We start from the raw sequence: 19,953 nt of genomic DNA on the forward strand, positions 1-19,953 counted from the left end.
CTTTCATAGCTGTGTTTCTCTCCTAACCTGGACAAACCGGAGGACCACAGATTTACGCAGACCTCCGGCGCAGACTATCGCCGATCTTTTCTGATCTTTCTTGGATTGATCTGCGTCCATCTGCGTCATCTGCGGTTGTGTTTTTATTCTTTTCACTGCTGATTTACGCAGACCTCCGGCGCAGATTTTCGCTGATCTTGTTTGGATCGATCAGCGGTCATGTCTTTCGGTGTAACATTCTACACCGGGAGGCAGGCATGAGCAAAGAGTGGAGAACGACGGACCGGGATAAGCCGTGAATTTCGGATGCCTGGGAGGTCTCTATGAACAGCGTTCGGAGATTCGCCGGTTGCAACGTTTGACGAGGGCTTGTAAAGGAGCTATAATTGGCTCATCAAACTGTCCATATCGTTCGTTCTCGTTCTCAAGGAGGAATTCCTATGTTAGTAGCTCTGGGATGTGGTTGTCTACTGGCGATGGGAGCTGCTATTGCGCCCCGACTGGTATTGATCATCATGGCGATCTTTGGTGATAGGATGAGTCTTGCCTTCGACTCGTGGATCTGGCCGGTGCTGGGCTGGATCTTTTTGCCCTACACCACCATCATGTACATCCTGGTCTGGACCCCGCTCGGCGGCGTCAGCGGCTGGGACTGGATATGGGTTGGCCTTGGCCTGATCCTTGACCTCATGAAGTGGGCCCAGATCTTCAACAATCGCAAGCAAATTCCCTATTACCCAGAAACGGCAATATAATATAATATAGGGATCAGTAGGATAAAGGTGACCCAATGTGACCATCGGTCGTTTCCGCTTAACATTGGGTTACCTCAGTTTTTGTGACCGAGAATTCTATTTTACAAACAGGAAGCTTGCTATAGAAACCTGCGGCACAGGGGTCAAGGGGTAAATGATCGTCTTGCTTGCGCCGAGGCTGTGCAACTTCGATCTTTCAGGCAGCATGGTTCAGCGCCTGGCGCATCTCTGAGGAGGGATACAATGCCATTTTTCAAGGGCAATAAGGGTATGTTTACCGCGGGCAAAGGTTTGCTCTCTCGCACCATAGTAGTTCTGATTGTCATTCTGCTGGCCGCTACCAGCGTTTTTGCTGCTCTCGAGGTTCTGGACCCTCCCGATTCGTGGGATGAGGGCGCAAATAAATATGAGAACGGCAATGTGAGTATCGCATTCGACGGCACGTGGAAACCATTTTACGTGGAGCTGGATTTCGACAACGACGAGCACCCCGATGCCTGTGGGGCCGGCACGAGCACACCGTGGGCGGGGGAGATCGAGATTGGCCTTTACCGTGAGGACAACAACCCGGCAGGCGCGCCAGGATTCGTGGCAACACGCGATTGGAAACTGGTTTCGTGTGACCGCAACAACGACGGGGCGGTCAATAGTGCTGACAAGACATATCAGCCGAAGACCGCCTTCACACCCTACGGGGACCCGCCCAACGGCGGCGGACCTTCCGACTTGCAGGTGTTGAGCCAGGATGTCTATGACACCTCCTCCTGTGGTGGCAACTGTGAGGCAGAGATCGTCAGCAGAATGTTTGTCAACCTGGATCTGGATTGCGATGGGCAGATCGACGAGCCCATGCCCGAGACTGGCATCTGCCTTGCCTGGGAAGGCCAATCGCCTAACTGTGTCGATCCTTCGACACCTGGCGTGGCCTGTGAATGGGACGGCGGCACCAGCGATTCATTCTGGGGAGGCAATTTCCAGGCGCGCGTCAACAGTGGTGGCGGCGATAAGACCCTGAACTTCGACGTGCGGGATGAGCCGATTGTGCCACCGCTGACCGGTCCACCTTTCAGTTGCACCGATGAGGTCTATGTCAGTCTTGGCGACGATTCCACGCCCCTGTTTGAGCTGGACGATTCGACCTCTCCTTATACCCTGACCATGATCGGCGACGACCCCGGTGTGATCTACAATGCCATTGGCTACTATCGATTCGATAATTACATCTATGGCATCCATACGAGCGACAATCACCTGGTACGGGTCGATGCCAACGGCGATGTCCATGATATGGGTACGGTTTCCGGTCTGCCAGGCGGCAGCTATTACGCGGGCGGCACCGATGGCGCTGGCAACTATATCGTGCAGCGGGCGGGCGTCAATCCACGGGAACTCTGGGCCATCGATCTAAGCACAAGGCCGGCGACAGCTACGAGCCTGGGCGCCATCACCATCCCCCTCTTCCATGATCTGGCCTGGGATCCCGTCACCGGCGGTTGGTTTACCGTAACCGAGTCTGGTCAGGTCTACAAGCTCTTTATCGACATTCCCAACGGCAGCCACACGTCGGCCCATCTAAGCAACATTCCAGCCATGCCTGGCGGCCACCCGTATGGCGGCATATGGACCGATGGTAATGACATCAACGCCTACCGCAACAACGGCGAGGTTTATAAGATCATCCTGACCGCCAGTCCTCCCCAGTGGTACCTGATGAGCCCGGCGCCCAGCATCTCCAGCAATGACGCTACCAATTGCGTCTTCGAGCCGGTGCTGGCGCTGCTCAGTGATCTGGAAGCCACCTGCAGCGGGGGCAGCCTGTTGATCAGCTGGACCACCGCCATGGAGTTCGACAACGAGGGCTTCAACGTCTTGCGGGCCCAATCGGCCGGCGGCGAGGCCGTCCGGGTCAATCCCGAGCTGATCCCCTCCCAGGGACCGACCAGCCAGGGGCATAGCTACGAGTACCTGGACACCTCGGCCCAACCAGATACGGAATACTGGTACTGGATCGAGGATGTGGACGTCAGTGGCGCGACCAGCGTGACCGGCCCGGTCTCGGTGTCAGGCTGCGAAGCGCCCACCGCGGTGACACTGTCATCCATGGATGCTTCAGGGGAGGCACCTAACACGCTGTTGCCCGGGCTGGTAGCTGCAGGCGCCCTGGGTATCCTGGCTGCCGGCGTGCTATTGCGCCGGCGACTGCCATCGGTTGGCTAGTGTGCCCAGGTAGAACTTGTCGGGGTTGGTGACGTTGTAAATCCAGCGCCGATTAGTATCCGATTACACAGTGCCGAGTCTCGCGAGAGGCTCGGCACTTTTCTGGTTCAGGTCAATGCTGCTGATTAACTGGAGTAACGCAGATCGCACACAGCGCCTGCGGCTCAGCGAAGGTGTATTGAGAGTGCCTCAAGGGAATTCGACTGGGGCCATCGCTCACTCAGGGTGATTTTCGACGGGTGGGTTGCGAAGGAAGTGCGAACTGATACGAATTACCAGGTGAGTATGACCAGGACTTGGGAATACATCCTTCGATGTTCGGACGGTTCCTGTCCCTTATCCGATCTGGTTTGTGGTGGGGTCACGATGTTTAAACAATTTTCGCATGTAAATTTGACAAAAAGGCGTGCGATGGCTATACTTGGGCAATAGGTATGAACTGAGTGACAAGTGCACGGGTGATGATCATGTTAACTATCAGTAGTTCGAAAAGTGCTTCGCCGTCAGGCCAGATTTTGGAACATCTTTTGCGGCATGGCCCTGCCAGCATTAAAGACATAGAAGGGGCCCTGGGCGTCACGGCGACCGCGGTTCGGCAGCAGCTGTCCAATCTTGCGGCCGAAGGGCTGGTGACTATGTCCAAGGAACGTCGAGGGGTAGGCCGGCCCCGTAACGTCTATACCCCTACCCCGCGCGCCCACAATCTGTTTGCCTGCCATTCCGATGAGTTTACCCTGTTGCTGATCTCGGAGCTGGTGGCAACAGATGGTGACGAAAAGCTGCGCTATCTGTTGGATCGTATGGGCGAAAAGATGGCCCATCAGTACGGTGACCAGTTGAAAGGCCGGGTCATTGGTGACCGGGTGCGGGAGCTCTCGACCTTGCTCGACCAACGGGGTGTCATGTCGGGCGTTGAAATGGGAGCCAACGGTGATGTCATTATCCTGCACGAATACAACTGTCCCTATCACGAACTGGCAGCGACCCACCGCGATGTTTGCGAAATGGAGCGCAGCGTGTTCGAGAAGGTGCTGGGCACCGAAGTAACTCTTAGCAACTGCATCCACGATGGTTCTCACAGTTGCCAGTTTGTCATCAGCGAAAGCTCGCTGGTGGAAACAGGGGACACAACATTGACAGATCGTAACCTCAACGGCGAGTCGCGAGACCTGCCGTCACAATAACGCAAACAGGAGCAAAAACGCAAAGTCATGACAAGCGAACTGGAAATCAAGGATCTGCATGTCAACGTCGCCGACGGCAAGTTGGAAGTCCTGAAGGGTGTCAACCTGACTATCCGGCAGGGTGAGGTTCACGCTGTTATGGGTCCAAACGGCTCAGGCAAGAGTACCCTGGCCTATGCCATCATGGGCCATCCTCACTACCTGGTCACCTCGGGTGATATACTATTGGACGGCAAGAGCATCCTGGAGCTTTCCCCCGACGAGCGGGTTCGCCAGGGCCTCTTTCTGGCCTTCCAGTATCCGGTGGCCGTGCCAGGCGTGAGTATGGCGAACTTCCTGCGAACGGCCGTCAGCAATGTTCGGGGTTATACCGACGAGTCGGCCGACAAGGAGAAACCTGGGGTCATCGGGTCCAACCTGATGCCGATGCGGGAATTCCGCCGGGAATTGCTGGACAAAATGGACGAATTTCATGTCGATCGTTCTTTTGCCCGCCGTTATCTGAACGAGGGTTTCAGCGGTGGTGAAAAGAAACGGGTCGAGATCTTGCAGATGGCCATGTTGCAGCCCAAGATCGCCATCATGGACGAGACCGACAGTGGTCTGGATATCGATGCTTTGCGTGTGGTCTCTGACGGCGTCAACAAGCTGGCCGGGCCAGACCTGGGGATCTTGTTGATCACCCACTACCAGCGCATCCTTAACCACGTTCAGCCCGATTACGTCCACGTCTTCTACAATGGCCGTATCGTCAAGAGTGGTGGCCCTGAGCTGGCACTTGTGTTGGAAGAGAAGGGCTACAATTGGGTGCGAGAGGAGTTCGGCGGCGCGGAGCCGGTGCCCGCCCAGACAGCTGTTTGAAAAGGCCATGCAAGGCTGCTAAAGCTACCAGTTGATTGTCAACCTGGCCAGGAAACGGGTGATCTGATGCCTGGTAGCGCAGCTTGAGGGCATTTCGAGCTATTGGATACAACTTTTCAAACAGTCTCTAAGAGGAGTACAGTATGGCAACTGCAGGTGATCGCGAAGTCTTGGCAGACGTCAAGCAGGAATATCAATACGGCTTCAGCATGCCGGAAGACTATGTCTTCAAAGCGCGCAAGGGCATCGACCACGAGATTATCGACCAGATGTCCGATCTGAAGAGCGAACCGGACTGGATGCGCGAGTTCCGGCATCGCTCTTTCGACATTTTTCTGTCAAAGCCAATGCCCAACTGGGGTGCTGACCTCAACGAGATTGACTTCGATGATATCTATTACTACATCAAGCCCACAGAAAAGCAGGGCAAGAGCTGGGACGATATTCCGGACAATATCAAGGATACGTTTGAACGCCTCGGCATTCCCGAGGCTGAACGCAAGTTCCTGGCTGGCGTCGGCGCCCAGTATGAGTCGGAGGTAGTCTACCACTCCCTGCAGGAACAGTGGAAGCAGTTGGGTGTGATCTTCCTGGACACCGACACCGGTCTGCGGGAACACGAGGACCTCTTCAAGCAGTACTTCGGTTCGCTTATTCCCCCGTCCGACAATAAGTTCGCCGCCTTGAACTCGGCGGTGTGGTCTGGTGGTAGTTTCATCTACGTGCCACCTGGTGTGACGGTGGATATTCCCTTGCAGGCCTACTTTCGCATCAACGCCCAGAACATGGGGCAGTTTGAGCGTACCCTGATCATCGTCGACGAGGGGGCCAATGTTCACTACGTAGAGGGCTGTACAGCGCCCATTTATGCGACCGATTCTCTTCATTCCGCTGTCGTCGAGATCTTCGTCAAAAAAGATGGCCGCTGCCGTTACTCGACGATCCAGAACTGGTCCAATAATGTCTACAACCTGGTTACCAAACGAGCGATAGCCGAAGAAAACGCCACCATGGAGTGGATCGACGGCAATCTGGGCTCCAAGGTAACGATGAAATACCCTGCGGTATACATGATGGGCCCCGGGGCTCATGGCGAGATTCTGTCGATTGCCTTTGCCGGAAAGGGGCAATACCAGGATGCGGGTGGCAAGGTAGTGCATGGCGCGCCCAACACCTCTTCGAAGATCATCTCCAAGTCGATCAGCAAGGATGGTGGACGGGCTGCCTACCGTGGTTTGCTCAAGGTTGCCAAGGGTGCATCAGGATCCAAGTCAACCGTCGTATGCGATGCGCTGTTGCTGGACGGCGAGAGCCGGTCCGACACCTATCCCTACATCGAGGTCGATGAACAGGATGTTCAGGTGGGACACGAAGCCAGTGTCAGTAAGGTCAACGAAGAGCAGCTATTCTACCTGATGAGCCGCGGTTTGAGCGAAGAAGAGGCTGCCACCATGATCGTCAGCGGCTTCATCGAGCCCATGGTCAAAGAACTGCCCATGGAATATGCCGTGGAAATGAATCGCCTGATCCAGCTTCAGATGGAAGGCAGTATCGGGTAGCCTGTTGGCCCCGGATAACCATGATATTTGAGTGCGGAGGCAATTGAACGGTATGACTGTAATAGCAGAGGAACGGGCGGGGTCCGCTGTGGGCCTTAACCAGGATGCGGTTGCGATCCTGTCCGCCCAGCGAAACGAACCGGACTGGTTCCTGGATCTTCGCCGGCGGGCCTGGCGATTTTACGAGGAGATTCCCTGGCCGACCGGCAACGAGGAAGAGTGGCGCCGAACCAGGCTCACCGGCTTCAACACGGATGAGTATGCCCTGGCGGATGGCGCTGGCCTGGATAGGCAGCAGACCCTGACCGATCGAGCAGGCTTGCCAGAATATCTGCGCGATGAGCTGGATTCCATCGATGCTGCCGGTGCCATGGTCAACGAAAACGGCACCTTGCGCTACCATCAGTTGAGCGAGTCCATGGCTGCCCAGGGGGTTATCTTCACCGATCTGGGCACAGCGATGCAACAGCACCCGGAGCTGATTCAGCGCTATTTTATGACCGATAACGTGCCCGTGGATAGCAATAAATTCACGGCCCTGCATGCTGCGTTGGTGACGGGTGGCACCCTGCTTTACGTGCCGCGCAATGTCCAGATTGAGCAGCCTCTTCACTCGGTGACCTCTCTACGCGAGGGCCAGGCTGACTTTGCCCATACCCTGATCATTGCCGAGCAGGGTGCCCAGGTTGCTTTCGTCGACGACCTGATCAGCCAGGACGACGGCGCAGGCTTTCACAGCGGTGTGGTGGAGATCGTGGCCGAGCCGGGGGCGGTGGTTCGCTACATGCACAATCAGAACTGGAATACCAAAACCTGGCATTTCAGTACGCAGCAGGCTCAGATGAAGCGGGACGCGCAGCTTACCTGGCTTCTGAGTTCGTGGGGCAGCCGCTTGAGCAAGATCAACCTGGAGATGCAGCTGCTGGAGCCGGGTGGTCACGGCGAGTTGCTGGGCCTGTTTTTCCCCAGCGGCCGCCAGCACATTGACCACCACACAATGCAGAATCACTTCTCCGAGCGCTGTAGCAGCGACCTGCTGTTCAAGGGCGCGCTGCGGGACCGCTCCCGTTCCGTTTATTCCGGTGCCATCAAGGTCTGGCCCCATGCCCAAAAGACCGATGCCTTCCAAAAGAACGACAATCTGATATTGGATCGCCGCGCACGGGCTGACAGCATCCCTGGACTGGAGATCGAGGCTGATGATGTGCGCTGTACCCATGGTGCTACCGTCAGCAAGATCGAGCCGGAGTACCTGTTCTATCTGCAATCGCGGACGCTCAGCAGATTCCAGGCGGAGCAGATGATCGTCGTCGGTTTCTTCGAGGAAGTGCTCAATCGGGTGCCCGTGGAAGGTGTCCGCCGGAAGCTGGAACAGGTGATTGCCAGAAAGATCCACATGTAGTTCGTAAATCAGTTATCGGTATTCAGTAACCAGTCGACAGTGATTGCTGACTCAGTTTTCAACGCCCTGCACAGGCTGTTGAAAACCGATCACAGCACACGGTCTACTGGTTACTGTTTTCTGGCCATTTCGCGATTTTAGGAGGATACGATGAAAGGTTATGTGCATTCTGAGGTATTGGTAACTACGGGTTGGGTAGCTGAGCATCTGGAAGATCCCTCGATTCGAATAGTTGAGTCCAACGAAGATATTCTATTATACGACCTGGGACATATCCCGGGCGCGGTCCAAATCGACTGGCAGAAAGATCTAAACGACCAGTTGCGCCGTGACTATCTGAACCGGGAAAAGTTCGAGACCCTGATGACAGCCAACGGCATCAGCAGTGACACGACAGTGATCTTCTATGGTGACAAAAACAACTGGTGGGCCTGCTATGCCTTTTGGGTCTTTCAGCTTTTCAGCCATAGCAACGCCAGGATCATGGATGGTGGGCGCGCCAAATGGGAGGCTGAGCGGAAGCCGTTTGTCAAGGATGTGCCCTCCTACCCAGCAACCGACTACCGGGCACCAGACCGGGCTGATTACAGGATACGTGCCTTTCGCGATCAAGTACTGAGCCATGTCGAGGCCGGCCTTCCCCTGGTTGATGTGCGCTCTCCGGGCGAATACAGCGGTGAGTTGCTCCATATGGCCAACTATCCGCAAGAGGGATCTTTGCGTGGCGGACACATCCCCGGAGCCAGGAGCATTCCATGGAGCCGGGCTGCCAATCCGGATGGTACCTTCAAATCGGCCGACGAGTTGCGGGCCATCTACGAGGAGGAGCAAGGGCTCAGTCCTGACGACAATGTTGTTGCCTATTGCCGCATCGGGGAGCGCTCCAGCCACACTTGGTTTGTGCTCAATTACCTGTTGGGCTACCCCAATGTTCGTAACTACGATGGTAGCTGGACAGAATGGGGCAACCTGGTAGGCGTACCGGTCGAAAAATAGCAGGAAGTGATGCCTGTATTTGCCTCCGTATCAGATAGGCGCGATAATGACGGACATTCAACGCGGTCAAGGCAAGCAGCCTGACCTATCAACGCCGGTCTCAATCCGGCTAGAAATCCTGTGTTACGATGGTAGTCGCTATCCCACAAGACAGCATAATCGAAGAGATTCGAGCCGATTTCCCCATTCTCCAGCGGCAGGTTCATGGCCACCCGCTAGCCTACCTGGATAATGCGGCCACTTCACAGAAGCCGCTGGCGGTCATCCAGGCAATGGATGGTTATTACCGTCTGACCAATGCCAACGTGCACCGGGGGGTACACACGTTGAGCGAAGAGGCGACGGCGCTCTACGAAGGCGCTCGCAAGCGCATTGCTCGCTTCGTCAATGCTTCAAGCAGCAAGGAGATCATTTTTACCCGCAACGCCACTGAGGCGATCAACCTGGTGGCGTACAGTTGGGGAATGGGCACCCTGAAGCCTGGCGATGAGGTATTGGTCACGGAGATGGAGCATCACTCCAACATCGTTCCCTGGCAGATCATCTGTGAGCGAACGGGCGCCACCCTGCGTTACGTGCCTATCGACCTTGCAGGCCACCTTCGCCTCGACCTGCTGGACGAGCTGCTTACGGAGCGCACAAAAATGTTTGCTTTCGTGGCGATGTCTAACGTGCTGGGCACTATCAATCCGGTGAAGCAGATGGTGGCAGCAGCCGGGGCAGTGGGTGCATTGACTCTGGTGGATGGCGCGCAGAGTGTTCCCCACATGTCTGTGGATGTGCAGGCCCAGGGGGCCGACTTCCAGGTTTTCTCAGGGCATAAGATGCTGGGACCCACAGGCAGTGGCGTTCTCCATGGTCGACAGGAATTGCTGGAGGCGATGCCACCCTTTATGGGCGGCGGCGACATGATCCGCGAGGTGCGGATGGATGGCTCCCAGTGGAACTCGTTGCCCTGGAAGTTCGAGGCAGGTACGCCGGCGATTGCCGAGGGCATTGGTTTGGGCGCTGCTGTGGATTACTTGTCCAGCCTGGGCATGGACTGGGTTCAACAGCACGAGCGCACGCTGGTAGCCTACGCTATGGAACGACTGGCGGAGGTTGAGGGGTTGCGTATCCTTGGTCCTGCTGCGGAAGAACGGGGTGGCGTGGTTGCCTTCACCCTGGAAGGGATTCACCCCCACGATATTGCTGCCATCCTGGATCACGAGGGCATTGCTGTTCGAGCAGGGCATCACTGTGCGCAGCCGATTCACGATTGTTACGGCATCATCGCGAGCGCTCGCGCTAGTTTTTACGTCTATAATACTCCTGAAGAGGTGGATCGTCTGGTCCTTGCCCTCGAAAAGGTTCAGGAGTTGTTTAGTTTCTAATTGGAGTTACGCAGTTCGCATACTGAGTGCGACCGAAGGGAGCGATCGAAGTGTGCGAACGGATCAAATGCCGCCCTTCGAAGTCCTCCCGGACCGCCTAGCTCACGCACCGCCTGCTGGCGTGCTAGCGAGGCTCAGGATGTCATTTGTCCCTGTTTTTACCAGGTGCGTAACTCCAGTTTCTAAATCCGGCCACCGATCACCGGCCGCTGGGCACTGAATCATGGATGCACTATACCGCGAGGAAATACTCGACCATTACCGCTATCCGCGCAACAAGGGTCACCTGGACGACGCAGATATCTCTTACCACGACCACAATCCTTTCTGTGGTGACGAGATCACCCTCGAACTGAAGATCGAGGATGATAAGGTCGTGCAGGTGGCATTCGATGGACGCGGCTGTGCCATCAGTCAGGCTGCAGCGTCCATGATGACCGAGGAAATCCTGGGGAAATCCCTGGATGAACTGCGCGAATGGAACAAGGATGATATCCTGGACCTGCTCGGTATCGAGATTGGCCCGGTGCGCATGAAGTGCGCACTCTTGCCCCTCAAGGCACTCAAAGCCGGAGTCTGGGGCATCGAAGGCTGGCCGAGCGACGAATAAGGGCAGTCGAATAAGCTTGTTTGAGAAAGAAAAAGACATATGACAATATACGTCCGTGTCGCTGCCGTGGGTGAGGTGCCTGCAGGCGGCAGAAAGAGGGTGGAAGTCGATGGAATCGAGGTTGCGGTCTTCAACGTCGATAATTCATCGTACTACGCTGTTGAGGATATCTGTACCCACGACGGTGGACCGTTGGCCGATGGTGAGGTGATCAGTACCTACGAGATCGAGTGCCCGCGTCACGGTGCCCGTTTTGACATGCGCTCAGGTGAAGCTCTCAGCATGCCGGCTTTCGAGCCCATTGAGACCTTCGAGGTGGTTGTCAGAGATGGGGAGATCCTCCTCGCGGTAGACTGGTAAGTGAGTTGGAGGCATAACAATGGCAGTTAACCCTGAAGATATTCGTGAGAAAATCCGAGAGGGCGTGATCGATCCGGAGATCGGTCTCAATATCGTCGATATCGGTTTGATCTATGACGTTGAAGTCGAGGAAAATATCGCCGAGATCGACATGACTCTGACCAGCCCTGGGTGTCCCTTGGGCCCCCAGATAATCCGCGAGGTCAAGGTGGCTGTGACGAGCAATTTTCCTGAGTTGGAGGCAGTCAACGTCAACATCGTGTGGCAGCCATTTTGGTCGCCCGAGATGATGAGTGATTGGGCCAAGGATGAGTTGGGTATCTTTTGACCAGATTTGACGGGTTTGAAACAGCAGACGGACCGAACCTGAACCAGGGCGGTCCGTTTTTTCAGGAAGGGCAAGGATCCATGGCTGAGATGTGGGATGCAGTCGTTGCCGGACATATCTGTGTTGACGTGATCCCTGATCTGGCCAACATTCCGCCCGACGAGTTTCAAAGCATGTTTCAACCCGGGCGCCTGTTGGAAGCAGGCCCGGTGGCATTTTCCACAGGCGGCGCTGTATCGAACACCGGGCTCGTTCTTCACAAGCTGGGCATTCAAACCCAGTTGATGGGGAAAATCGGGGACGATCTCTTCGGCGAGGCAATCAGAAAGATTATCAGCGGCTTTGATGCCAGTCTTGTGGATGGCATGGTTGTCGACTCCGCCGCGCAGACTTCCTATAGCGTGGTGATCAACCCGCCGCAGGTAGACCGAATCTTTCTGCATTATCCAGGGGCCAATGACAGCTTTTTCGCCGACGATGTTCGCTATGATCTGGTGGCGCAGAGCCGGCTTTTCCATTTTGGATACCCGCCGATCATGAAATCGATGTATCAAAATGGGGGATCGGAGCTGATAGATATCTACCAGCGATCCAAGGCTGCCGGCGTTACGACCTCGCTGGATCTATCCCTGCCTGATCCAACATCCCCCAGTGGACGGGCACCCTGGCAGCGCATTCTTGAGGACACCTTGCCGTCAGTGGACATATTCCTGCCCAGCGCTGAGGAGATCTTGTTCATGCTGCGGCGAGGCACCTTTGACGATCTGCAGCAGAACGCGGGGGGAATCGATATCCTGCCTCTGGTTACGCCCCAGTTGCTAAACGATTTGAGTAGCCAGCTTCTGGAAATGGGCACCAAAATCGTTGGCATCAAACTGGGAGACCGGGGAATCTATCTGCGTACAGGCGGGGAAGCGGAGTTAGCGGCGATTGGCCGCGCTAAACCCTCGAACCCTGGCGCATGGGCCAACAGAGAACTGTGGGCACCGGCATTTCAGGTCGGGGAAGTTGGCACCACGGGCGCCGGCGACTCCACCATCGCGGGATTTCTCAGCGCCTTGCTTCGGGACCTGTCTCCTGAAAAGGCGCTGGTCATGGCGACAGCGGTCGGCGCCTGCAATGTAGAAGCTGCCGATAGCCTTAGCGGGATACGTTCATGGCAGGCCACGCTGGATCGCGTCGCTGCAGGCTGGGCAAAGCGGCACCTGGCAATCGATGCAGCGGGTTGGCACTTCGACGAAGCTAATGCACTGTGGGCCAAAGAGAGCTCGACAGGGCAACGGCGGACTTGAAGGTCGAGCACCGTTCAACCGAAAAACACAGTGTAGGGGTGTGTCAGGTCAGGAGAAAAGGCCTGGCATTCTTGTTATGAGCGGTGCGGCTGTGCCAGGGCGATCAATATGCTGCGCAGTCCGCGGGCTGTGACTGCCAGCAGGAATGGGTGGCCTTCGGGGGATCGATCGAGGCTCCAGGCTGTCGCGGCTGCCAGGTCGGCTGTTGTCTGTTCGCCCGCCAGTGCGAGCCACTCGCTCATTTTGTTCAGACTGGTCTTCACTAGTGCCTGTTGGGCGCTTTGATCCGCGAACTCAGTGCGAGTAAGCTGCTCAACCCCTCTCTCGAACTGCTCGGGTGTTATTTCCTTGCCAGTCTCCAACATTGCTTCCGCGGCTTCAAAAACCCGTTCGGACAGAAGTACCCAACCCGCCATTGCAACCTGATCCAACAGAATGAGGGTTTCCTCCGGGGCAACCGGCTGGGGTTCAGCACTGGTTGGCCGAGGTTGGGGCGGCGACCAACGCCAGAGCGCAACATTATGGAATCTGTAAGCCAGCGACGGCGTGGTCCGGTGAAGCCAATTGGTTGATAAGCCATCCAGGACCCGCCGCCGTCCATAGTCAAAAGGCGCTTCAAGCCAGGTGAGTCCCGGTAAGGACTTGTCGGCAGCATGGAGCGTGCCTTTCGACATGGCTGGTGGAAGGGTTTCATTGGGCACCGAAAGATTGCCCAGCGCATCGACGATTCCAGCCTGTCCCGTGATCTGCAGTTGCAGCACGGCACAGGTCTCTTCATCTTCATTTGGTACACAAAACCACAGGAGCTGACGGCCCATGATATCAATAGGGCTGGCGAGACAACGGCTGGCAGCCGGAGGTGGGGCTGGGGGCGTCACAGCTATGCCCTGCAGACGCAGCTTCTGCAGCGCGCGTCGGGCTTCGGGCTTCCGGTCCGGCGGAAGCGTAGGAATCAGTTCCTGAAGGGCTTTGCTTGCCTCACGGTTGATGGTGGAACCAAGGATTCCCAGGGCCTCGCTGGCTGCGGGGGTGTGCGGATCCTGAGCGAACAGCCGCAAAAGCTCGACTCTCTCCCCTTCGGAAAGTCGGCGCGTACTCTGGACCATCGTCATGAGAACATCGAGTGGCTCAAAGCTGAGTTGTCCCAGATAATCGAGCAGAATCGATGGGTTTGCCGGTACCTCCGCAAGCACTTGCTGTAGGGACTGGAGAGCCAATTTCTCAGGGGAGGCCATGTTGGCATACATACTTTCATCAGGTTCCACACCCAGATAGCGCTGCAGAATCATGATGGCGCTCATGCGAGCCTGATCAGGCTCACTGCGGTCGCGAGCCACCGCACTCAGCGCGGTGATGGTTCTGTCCTGATCGAAAAATGTGGACAGGTATCCCAACCCGCCCCGAAGCTGAGGGTTGGAGGTATTCAGGGCTGCCAGCATCGCCGGAATCGCCTGCTCACCGTGTTGTTCAGCAATGCCCTGGGCCTTCTCATAGAGTTCCTGGTCGTCGCTGGTATCGGCAAACGAGCGGATGGCGTTTTCCAGCGCCAACCGATTCTGGAAGGAGGTAATGATCTTCGAATGGCGGTCGCTCATGGCGAGGATTATACAGTAACTGACATGTAAGAACAACAAAACCATTTGCCAGAAGTCTGCTGGGATGTTACACTAGAGGCTGCTTTAGAACGGGCGATCGAGTCTGTTTCCCGGCGGAATCTGGAGACCAAATCATGGCAACTCAGGTGCTTTACCGCAAATGGCGTTCCCAAACATTTGAAGAGGTCATTGGGCAGGAACATGTGACTCGCACGTTGCGAAACGCTATACGTGATGGGCGGATCGCTCATGCCTATCTGTTTACGGGCCCCCGGGGAACGGGAAAGACCAGCACGGCGCGTTTGTTGGCCAAGGCGGTGAATTGTCTTGAAGAGGATCCTGGCGATCGGCCAGACAACACCTGTGAAATCTGTCAGGCGATCACCGAGGGTTCCCTGCTGGACCTGATCGAGATCGACGCTGCCTCAAATCGAGGGATCGACGAGATCCGCGATCTTCGAGACAGGGTTCATTATTCCCCTGGCCTGGCTCGCTACAAGGTCTATGTCATCGATGAAGTGCATATGTTGACGACCGAGGCCTTCAATGCCTTGTTGAAAACCCTGGAGGAACCTCCGGCTCACGTTATCTTTGTGTTGGCTACCACCGAACCTCACAAGATCCCCGACACTGTTCTGTCTCGCTGCCAGCGCTTTGACTTTCGCCGTATTCCCAGCCATCTGATTGTCGAACGACTGGCCTACATTTTGGAACAAGAAGAGCGTGCTGCAGAGCCGGTTGCGTTGGAGATGATTGCTCGCAGCTCCGAAGGATGTATGCGGGATGCCATCAGTCTCATCGACCAACTGCTATCTTACGGCGGGGAGGTAATTACTGAAGCTCAGGTGCAGGCAGTCCGGGGAACCATCTCGGGGCAAGCCATCGCCGAGATCGTGGACTATATGGTCGCCAGGGATGCCGGCGGCGGCCTTGCCCTGGTCAATCAGATGGCCAACGAGGGAATCGATCTTCGCCAACTGGCCCTGCAGTTGGTGGCCCACCTGCGTTCCGTGTTATTGGTCAGGGTTGGTGGTGAAGGTGCCAGGGATATCTTGTCTGACCTCTCGGAACAACAGCTGGCGGTGGTACAGACCCAGGCAGACGAACTGGAGGCCGGGACTGTTTCCCGGGCCATTCGCGCGATAAACCAGGCAAGCCGGGAAATGCGGGACTCTCCCTATCCCCAGCTGGTGCTTGAATTGGCCTGGCTTGAGGTGGTTGAGCCGTCGATGGGTGCCGCTCTGGCTCCGACAGGTTCGTTGTCCGTGGCGGCCCCACCGCCGATTTCCCGAGCGGCCGCCACGGAACGGGTTTCGGTCCCAAAAACCTTTGGCAGGGAGCAGAGTCCGTCGGAACGCCGCGAGGCAAGCGCTGGGCCACCGTTGCCCAAAGCGGACGCACCGGTTCCGGAAGAGGATATTGTGGAGACTCTGCGCGCCAACTGGACCCCATTGCTCTTCGCAGCGGAGGAGAAAAGCGGTGCTTCTCTGCGAGGTGCATTGCGCACATTGCGCAATGTGGTGGCCCAGGGGGATGATGTTTACTTTGCCTTCGAACATGAGTTTGCCAAGACCGTGGTTGAACGGCCAGCTAACAAGGCGTTTCTCCAGGAGATGCTTGGACAGATACTCGGCAAGATGGTTCGCTTGCATTGTCAGGTCGGTACCCAGGTTACAGGTGTCAGCGAACCGGTACACCGTCCGGCGCCAACACCCGCCGTGCCGCAGGGGCCTGAAGAGCAAGACTTGAGCGATGATCCGGTTGCCGAGCACGCGCGTGAAAACCTGGGTGCCGTGACCAGCAAGATTGGTCCCACCGGATCTTGACGGAATCCTGACTGGATTGAAAACTTTCATGGTGATGGAGGATTAACTGTGGCGAAAAAGAAGATCAAACGATCCCGGCCTCAAGGGGGTAAAAAATCACTGCCTGGCGGCGGTGGCATGCTGGATCAGATTCGCCAACTTCAGGAAGAGATGGCGCGAACTCAGGAAACTCTGAGCGATGAGACAGTGGAGGTCTCTGTAGGGGGCGGCGTGGTCACAATGGTGATAACAGGCAACCAGCGTCTTGAGTCTGTAACCATCGAGCCGGAATTGCTGGACCCGGATGATGTTGAAATGTTGCAGGATTTGATCCTGGCTGCTGTCAACGAGGCCATCGAACAGTCGCAGAGTCTGGCATCTGATCGCATGGGTGCCCTTACGGGCGGATTGGATATTCCAGGTCTTCTTGGATAATATCGGTTGAGGATCAGAGATGCAGAAGGTAGCCACGCCAATAGCCAATGTCATCGACGCGCTATCTCGGTTGCCCGGGATTGGGCCCAAGACGGCGGCACGGTTGGCCTATTATATGTTGCGAGCACCCGAGGAAGAGGTGTTTGTGCTGGCCGATGCCCTGCGCGAGCTTCGGGAGCGTACGGTGTTCTGTGAGCGGTGCCATAACATTGCCGAGACGAGTCCATGCGCTATCTGCACCAGTGAGGAACGGGATCGCTCGGTGATCTGTGTGGTCGAGGAACCGTCTGATGTTCTGGCGATTGAGCGAACCCGGGCCTATCGTGGCGTATATCATGTATTGCATGGTGCCATATCGCCTGTGGATGGGGTGGGGCCAGAACAGTTGCGGGTTGCCGAATTATTGGCCCGGCTGCAGGTGGAGCCGGTAGATGAAGTGCTGTTGGCGACCAACCCCAACCTTGAGGGGGAGGCAACGGCCATGTACCTGGCCCATTTGATTGGACCTTTAGGGATACGGGTAACACGGTTGGCTCACGGCCTGCCGGTCGGGGGCGATCTGGAATATGCAGATGAAATGACCCTGAGCCGGGCGCTGGAAGGCCGGCGTGAGATGTAAAGAACGATTCTGGTCTGTTTGGCGCAGGCTGGCGGGCAAGATGTTGTGGCACCACCTGTTTCCTGTACAACATCTGGGGCCAGGTGATTTTGAACCATTGTTTGCGATGGTCGGAAAAGAAATCGAAGGTAGAAATCGGGCCTGATCTATTGACTTGAGATTTTGACAGGGGAAAACCTGTGTGGTAGAATTTCCTGTAGTGATGAGGCATATGCCTCAGTAGCTGCAGGATATGACATCTGGACCTGAGTGAACAGGTCTTCTGGATTGTCGACCGCGGCCTTGGCTGCCGGTTTTTTTGTCCGGAAGTGGGATTTGACAATCAGGTTTGGATGTGGTAACATTCTTTCTTGCGCAGGCGGTAAGCCTGGGCAGGAAGTTAACAGCGGATAATCGGAAGCGCTGTGGGTAGTCACCGCGGCTGGCACGACAGGCGCCGGTTTCGTTGAGATCGGGGCTTGACAAGTGTTCGGAGATGTGGTAGACTGCTTTCTCGTGTGGATAGCACATTAACAACTGAAAAGTGACAGGAAGGAACCAGTGTTTTGGGCTTCTGACCTATATGGTCAAGTCAATCTTTTTGCGGAGAGTTTGATCCTGGCTCAGGATGAACGCTGGCGGCGTGCCTAACACATGCAAGTCGTACGAACCTAATTTCTTCGGAATGAATGGTTAGTGGCGCACGGGTGAGTAACACGTGGGTGACCTGCCCCAGAGTGGAGGATAACTTCTCGAAAGAGAAGCTAATACTGCATAAGCTCAATTATTCGTTTAGTTGAGTAAAGCTCCGGCGCTCTGGGAGGGGCCTGCGGCCGATTAGTTAGTTGGTGGGGTAATGGCCTACCAAGACGATGATCGGTAGCTGGTCTGAGAGGACGATCAGTCACACTGGCACTGACACACGGGCCAGACTCCTACGGGAGGCAGCAGTGAGGAATATTGCGCAATGGGCGAAAGCCTGACGCAGCAACGCCGCGTGGAGGATGACTGCCTTCGGGTTGTAAACTCCTTTTCCAGGGGAAGAGACAAGGACGGTACCCTGGGAATAAGTCTCGGCTAACTACGTGCCAGCAGCCGCGGTAAAACGTAGGAGGCGAGCGTTATCCGGATTTACTGGGCGTAAAGCGCACGCAGGCGGTTATGTAAGTCGGACGTGAAAGCTCCTGGCTTAACTAGGAGAGGTCGTTCGAAACTGCGTAACTTGAGGTTGGGAGAGGGGAGTGGAATTCCCGGTGTAGTAGTGGAATGCGTAGATATCGGGAGGAACACCAGTGGCGAAAGCGGCTCCCTGGCCCACACCTGACGCTCAGGTGCGAAAGCGTGGGTAGCGAACGGGATTAGATACCCCGGTAGTCCACGCCGTAAACGATGCGAACTAGGTGTTGGTGGTATTGACCCTATCAGTGCCGTAGCAAACGCGATAAGTTCGCCGCCTGGGGACTACGGCCGCAAGGCTAAAACTCAAAGGAATTGACGGGGGCCCGCACAAGCAGCGGAGCGTGTGGTTTAATTCGATGCAACGCGAAGAACCTTACCTGGGACTGACATGGTCGTAGTAGTGAACCGAAAGGGGAACGAGTCTTCGGACAGCGATCACAGGTGCTGCATGGCTGTCGTCAGCTCGTGTCGTGAGATGTTGGGTTAAGTCCCGCAACGAGCGCAACCCTTGCTGCTAGTTACATGTGTCTAGTGGGACTGCCGGAGTCAAACCGGAGGAAGGTGGGGATGACGTCAAGTCAGCATGGCCTTTTTTCCAGGGCTACACACACGCTACAATGGCCGGTACAATGGGTCGCCAAGCCGCGAGGCGGAGCTAATCCTATCAAAGCCGGTCTCAGTTCGGATTGTAGGCTGCAACTCGCCTGCATGAAGTCGGAGTTGCTAGTAACCGCAGGTCAGCCATACTGCGGTGAATACGTTCCCGGGCCTTGTACACACCGCCCGTCACATCATGGGAGCTGGTAACACCTGAAGCCGGTGAGCCAACCGCAAGGAGGCAGCTGTCGAAGGTGGGACTGGTAACTGGGATGAAGTCGTAACAAGGTAGCTGTAGCGGAAGCTGCGGCTGGATCACCTCCTTTCTAGGGAGTTATGGCCTGCCGAAGTCGGGTTAAGCCGACTGTCGGGTGGCATACTCCTAGGTCAATTGCTCGGCCTTGAGTCGAGTAACTTCCAAAACACCCTTGCTGTCACTTTTTAGTTGTTAATGATGTCTTCCGAGAGGGCCTGTAGCTCAGTCGGTTAGAGCACTGTGCTGATAACGCAGGGGTCAGTGGTTCGAGTCCACTCAGGCCCACTGACTGAAGCGCCGGTAGAGCACTGGTAGAAGATTAAAACAAAGATATGAGCTTCAATCGCCAAGACAAGGCATAGATCATCAGTTTAAGCACGCGACGATCGTCAGACGACCCGGCGTTGTGCCGGGTCGTTTTTGCGTCTTGGGGAGTTGGTTTCTGAAGTTTGGGCTCAAGGTGTTTGAGGGCAAACTTCAGCAACCAAATGCTGAGATGTAGTTGTTACCTTAACAACCGAATAGAATGCGTACGCTTCAATTTCTTCCAT

At 56.0% G+C, this 19,953-nt stretch carries 16 protein-coding genes, 1 tRNA gene and 1 rRNA gene; 17 read left to right on the plus strand and 1 reads right to left on the minus strand.

Features of this window, described 5'->3' with window-relative positions:
- The first annotated feature begins 440 nt into the window (after positions 1–440).
- The 12 genes from U9R25_17840 (at position 441) to U9R25_17895 (ending at position 12,937) form a co-directional block, all read left to right on the plus strand.
- Positions 441–755 carry a hypothetical protein gene (locus U9R25_17840; GenBank protein MEA3337761.1) on the plus strand — a complete coding sequence of 105 codons (315 nt, stop codon included), beginning with the start codon at positions 441–443 and terminating at the stop codon, positions 753–755.
- Between the two features lie 243 nt (positions 756–998).
- On the plus strand, positions 999–2,972 hold the full coding sequence (locus tag U9R25_17845; protein ID MEA3337762.1) for a hypothetical protein: 1,974 nt from the start codon (positions 999–1,001) through the stop codon (positions 2,970–2,972).
- Between the two features lie 467 nt (positions 2,973–3,439).
- Positions 3,440–4,156 carry a MarR family transcriptional regulator gene (locus U9R25_17850; GenBank protein ID MEA3337763.1) on the plus strand — a complete coding sequence of 239 codons (717 nt, stop codon included), beginning with the start codon at positions 3,440–3,442 and terminating at the stop codon, positions 4,154–4,156.
- A gap of 27 nt (positions 4,157–4,183) precedes the next feature.
- Positions 4,184–5,017: a Fe-S cluster assembly ATPase SufC gene (gene sufC, locus U9R25_17855; protein MEA3337764.1), complete on the plus strand. Its 834-nt coding sequence runs from the start codon at positions 4,184–4,186 to the stop codon at positions 5,015–5,017.
- Between the two features lie 143 nt (positions 5,018–5,160).
- Complete coding sequence (sufB, locus tag U9R25_17860) at positions 5,161–6,576, plus strand: Fe-S cluster assembly protein SufB (protein MEA3337765.1); 1,416 nt, start codon at positions 5,161–5,163, stop codon at positions 6,574–6,576.
- 52 nt (positions 6,577–6,628) lie between these two features.
- Positions 6,629–7,978, plus strand: coding sequence for a Fe-S cluster assembly protein SufD (sufD, locus tag U9R25_17865; GenBank protein ID MEA3337766.1), 1,350 nt, complete (start codon positions 6,629–6,631; stop codon positions 7,976–7,978).
- A 150-nt stretch (positions 7,979–8,128) separates the two neighbouring features.
- Positions 8,129–8,974: a sulfurtransferase gene (locus U9R25_17870; GenBank protein ID MEA3337767.1), complete on the plus strand. Its 846-nt coding sequence runs from the start codon at positions 8,129–8,131 to the stop codon at positions 8,972–8,974.
- 128 nt (positions 8,975–9,102) lie between these two features.
- Positions 9,103–10,347, plus strand: coding sequence for a cysteine desulfurase (locus U9R25_17875; protein MEA3337768.1), 1,245 nt, complete (start codon positions 9,103–9,105; stop codon positions 10,345–10,347).
- Positions 10,348–10,570: 223 nt separating this feature from the next.
- The gene (locus U9R25_17880; GenBank protein ID MEA3337769.1) at positions 10,571–10,957 is read left to right on the plus strand and encodes an SUF system NifU family Fe-S cluster assembly protein; all 387 of its coding nucleotides are present in this window, start codon (positions 10,571–10,573) and stop codon (positions 10,955–10,957) included.
- 39 nt (positions 10,958–10,996) lie between these two features.
- Positions 10,997–11,317: a non-heme iron oxygenase ferredoxin subunit gene (locus tag U9R25_17885; GenBank protein ID MEA3337770.1), complete on the plus strand. Its 321-nt coding sequence runs from the start codon at positions 10,997–10,999 to the stop codon at positions 11,315–11,317.
- 19 nt (positions 11,318–11,336) lie between these two features.
- The gene (locus U9R25_17890; protein MEA3337771.1) at positions 11,337–11,645 is read left to right on the plus strand and encodes a metal-sulfur cluster assembly factor; all 309 of its coding nucleotides are present in this window, start codon (positions 11,337–11,339) and stop codon (positions 11,643–11,645) included.
- Positions 11,646–11,725: 80 nt separating this feature from the next.
- A complete protein-coding gene (locus U9R25_17895; GenBank protein ID MEA3337772.1) occupies positions 11,726–12,937 on the plus strand; it encodes a carbohydrate kinase family protein in 1,212 nt (403 codons plus the stop codon).
- 74 nt (positions 12,938–13,011) lie between these two features.
- Here the strand turns inward: U9R25_17895 and U9R25_17900 are convergent, their stop codons facing one another.
- Positions 13,012–14,532 carry a hypothetical protein gene (locus U9R25_17900; GenBank protein ID MEA3337773.1) on the minus strand — a complete coding sequence of 507 codons (1,521 nt, stop codon included), beginning with the start codon at positions 14,530–14,532 and terminating at the stop codon, positions 13,012–13,014.
- A 134-nt stretch (positions 14,533–14,666) separates the two neighbouring features.
- Between U9R25_17900 and dnaX the strand changes: the two genes are divergently transcribed.
- The 5 genes from dnaX to U9R25_17925 all read left to right on the plus strand — a co-directional run bounded on the left by dnaX (position 14,667) and on the right by U9R25_17925 (position 19,687).
- Positions 14,667–16,358, plus strand: a complete 1,692-nt coding sequence (gene dnaX / locus U9R25_17905) for a DNA polymerase III subunit gamma/tau (protein ID MEA3337774.1) — start codon at positions 14,667–14,669, stop codon at positions 16,356–16,358.
- 117 nt (positions 16,359–16,475) lie between these two features.
- Complete coding sequence (locus U9R25_17910) at positions 16,476–16,772, plus strand: YbaB/EbfC family nucleoid-associated protein (protein MEA3337775.1); 297 nt, start codon at positions 16,476–16,478, stop codon at positions 16,770–16,772.
- Positions 16,773–16,791: 19 nt separating this feature from the next.
- Complete coding sequence (recR, locus tag U9R25_17915) at positions 16,792–17,391, plus strand: recombination mediator RecR (GenBank protein MEA3337776.1); 600 nt, start codon at positions 16,792–16,794, stop codon at positions 17,389–17,391.
- 579 nt (positions 17,392–17,970) lie between these two features.
- Positions 17,971–19,472: ribosomal RNA gene (locus U9R25_17920) — 16S ribosomal RNA — on the plus strand.
- A gap of 141 nt (positions 19,473–19,613) precedes the next feature.
- Positions 19,614–19,687 (plus strand) — tRNA-Ile (locus U9R25_17925).
- Positions 19,688–19,953: the final 266 nt, after the last annotated feature.

This window comes from Chloroflexota bacterium (assembly GCA_034717495.1).
In the GTDB taxonomy this organism is placed as follows: domain Bacteria; phylum Chloroflexota; class Anaerolineae; order JAAEKA01; family JAAEKA01; genus JAYELL01.

Bases quoted from the DNA above. Each gene is read 5' to 3' on its own strand.
- U9R25_17890 (MEA3337771.1), top strand. From the start codon at position 11,337: ATGGCAGTTAACCCTGAAGATATTCGTGAGAAAATCCGAGAGGGCGTG.
- U9R25_17895 (MEA3337772.1), top strand. From the start codon at position 11,726: ATGGCTGAGATGTGGGATGCAGTCGTTGCCGGACATATCTGTGTTGAC.
- U9R25_17885 (MEA3337770.1), top strand. From the start codon at position 10,997: ATGACAATATACGTCCGTGTCGCTGCCGTGGGTGAGGTGCCTGCAGGC.
- sufC (MEA3337764.1), top strand. From the start codon at position 4,184: ATGACAAGCGAACTGGAAATCAAGGATCTGCATGTCAACGTCGCCGAC.
- sufB (MEA3337765.1), top strand. From the start codon at position 5,161: ATGGCAACTGCAGGTGATCGCGAAGTCTTGGCAGACGTCAAGCAGGAA.
- U9R25_17880 (MEA3337769.1), top strand. From the start codon at position 10,571: ATGGATGCACTATACCGCGAGGAAATACTCGACCATTACCGCTATCCG.
- U9R25_17850 (MEA3337763.1), top strand. From the start codon at position 3,440: ATGTTAACTATCAGTAGTTCGAAAAGTGCTTCGCCGTCAGGCCAGATT.
- U9R25_17870 (MEA3337767.1), top strand. From the start codon at position 8,129: ATGAAAGGTTATGTGCATTCTGAGGTATTGGTAACTACGGGTTGGGTA.
- U9R25_17900 (MEA3337773.1), bottom strand. From the start codon at position 14,532: ATGAGCGACCGCCATTCGAAGATCATTACCTCCTTCCAGAATCGGTTG.
- U9R25_17840 (MEA3337761.1), top strand. From the start codon at position 441: ATGTTAGTAGCTCTGGGATGTGGTTGTCTACTGGCGATGGGAGCTGCT.
- U9R25_17845 (MEA3337762.1), top strand. From the start codon at position 999: ATGCCATTTTTCAAGGGCAATAAGGGTATGTTTACCGCGGGCAAAGGT.
- U9R25_17875 (MEA3337768.1), top strand. From the start codon at position 9,103: ATGGTAGTCGCTATCCCACAAGACAGCATAATCGAAGAGATTCGAGCC.
- recR (MEA3337776.1), top strand. From the start codon at position 16,792: ATGCAGAAGGTAGCCACGCCAATAGCCAATGTCATCGACGCGCTATCT.
- dnaX (MEA3337774.1), top strand. From the start codon at position 14,667: ATGGCAACTCAGGTGCTTTACCGCAAATGGCGTTCCCAAACATTTGAA.
- sufD (MEA3337766.1), top strand. From the start codon at position 6,629: ATGACTGTAATAGCAGAGGAACGGGCGGGGTCCGCTGTGGGCCTTAAC.
- U9R25_17910 (MEA3337775.1), top strand. From the start codon at position 16,476: ATGCTGGATCAGATTCGCCAACTTCAGGAAGAGATGGCGCGAACTCAG.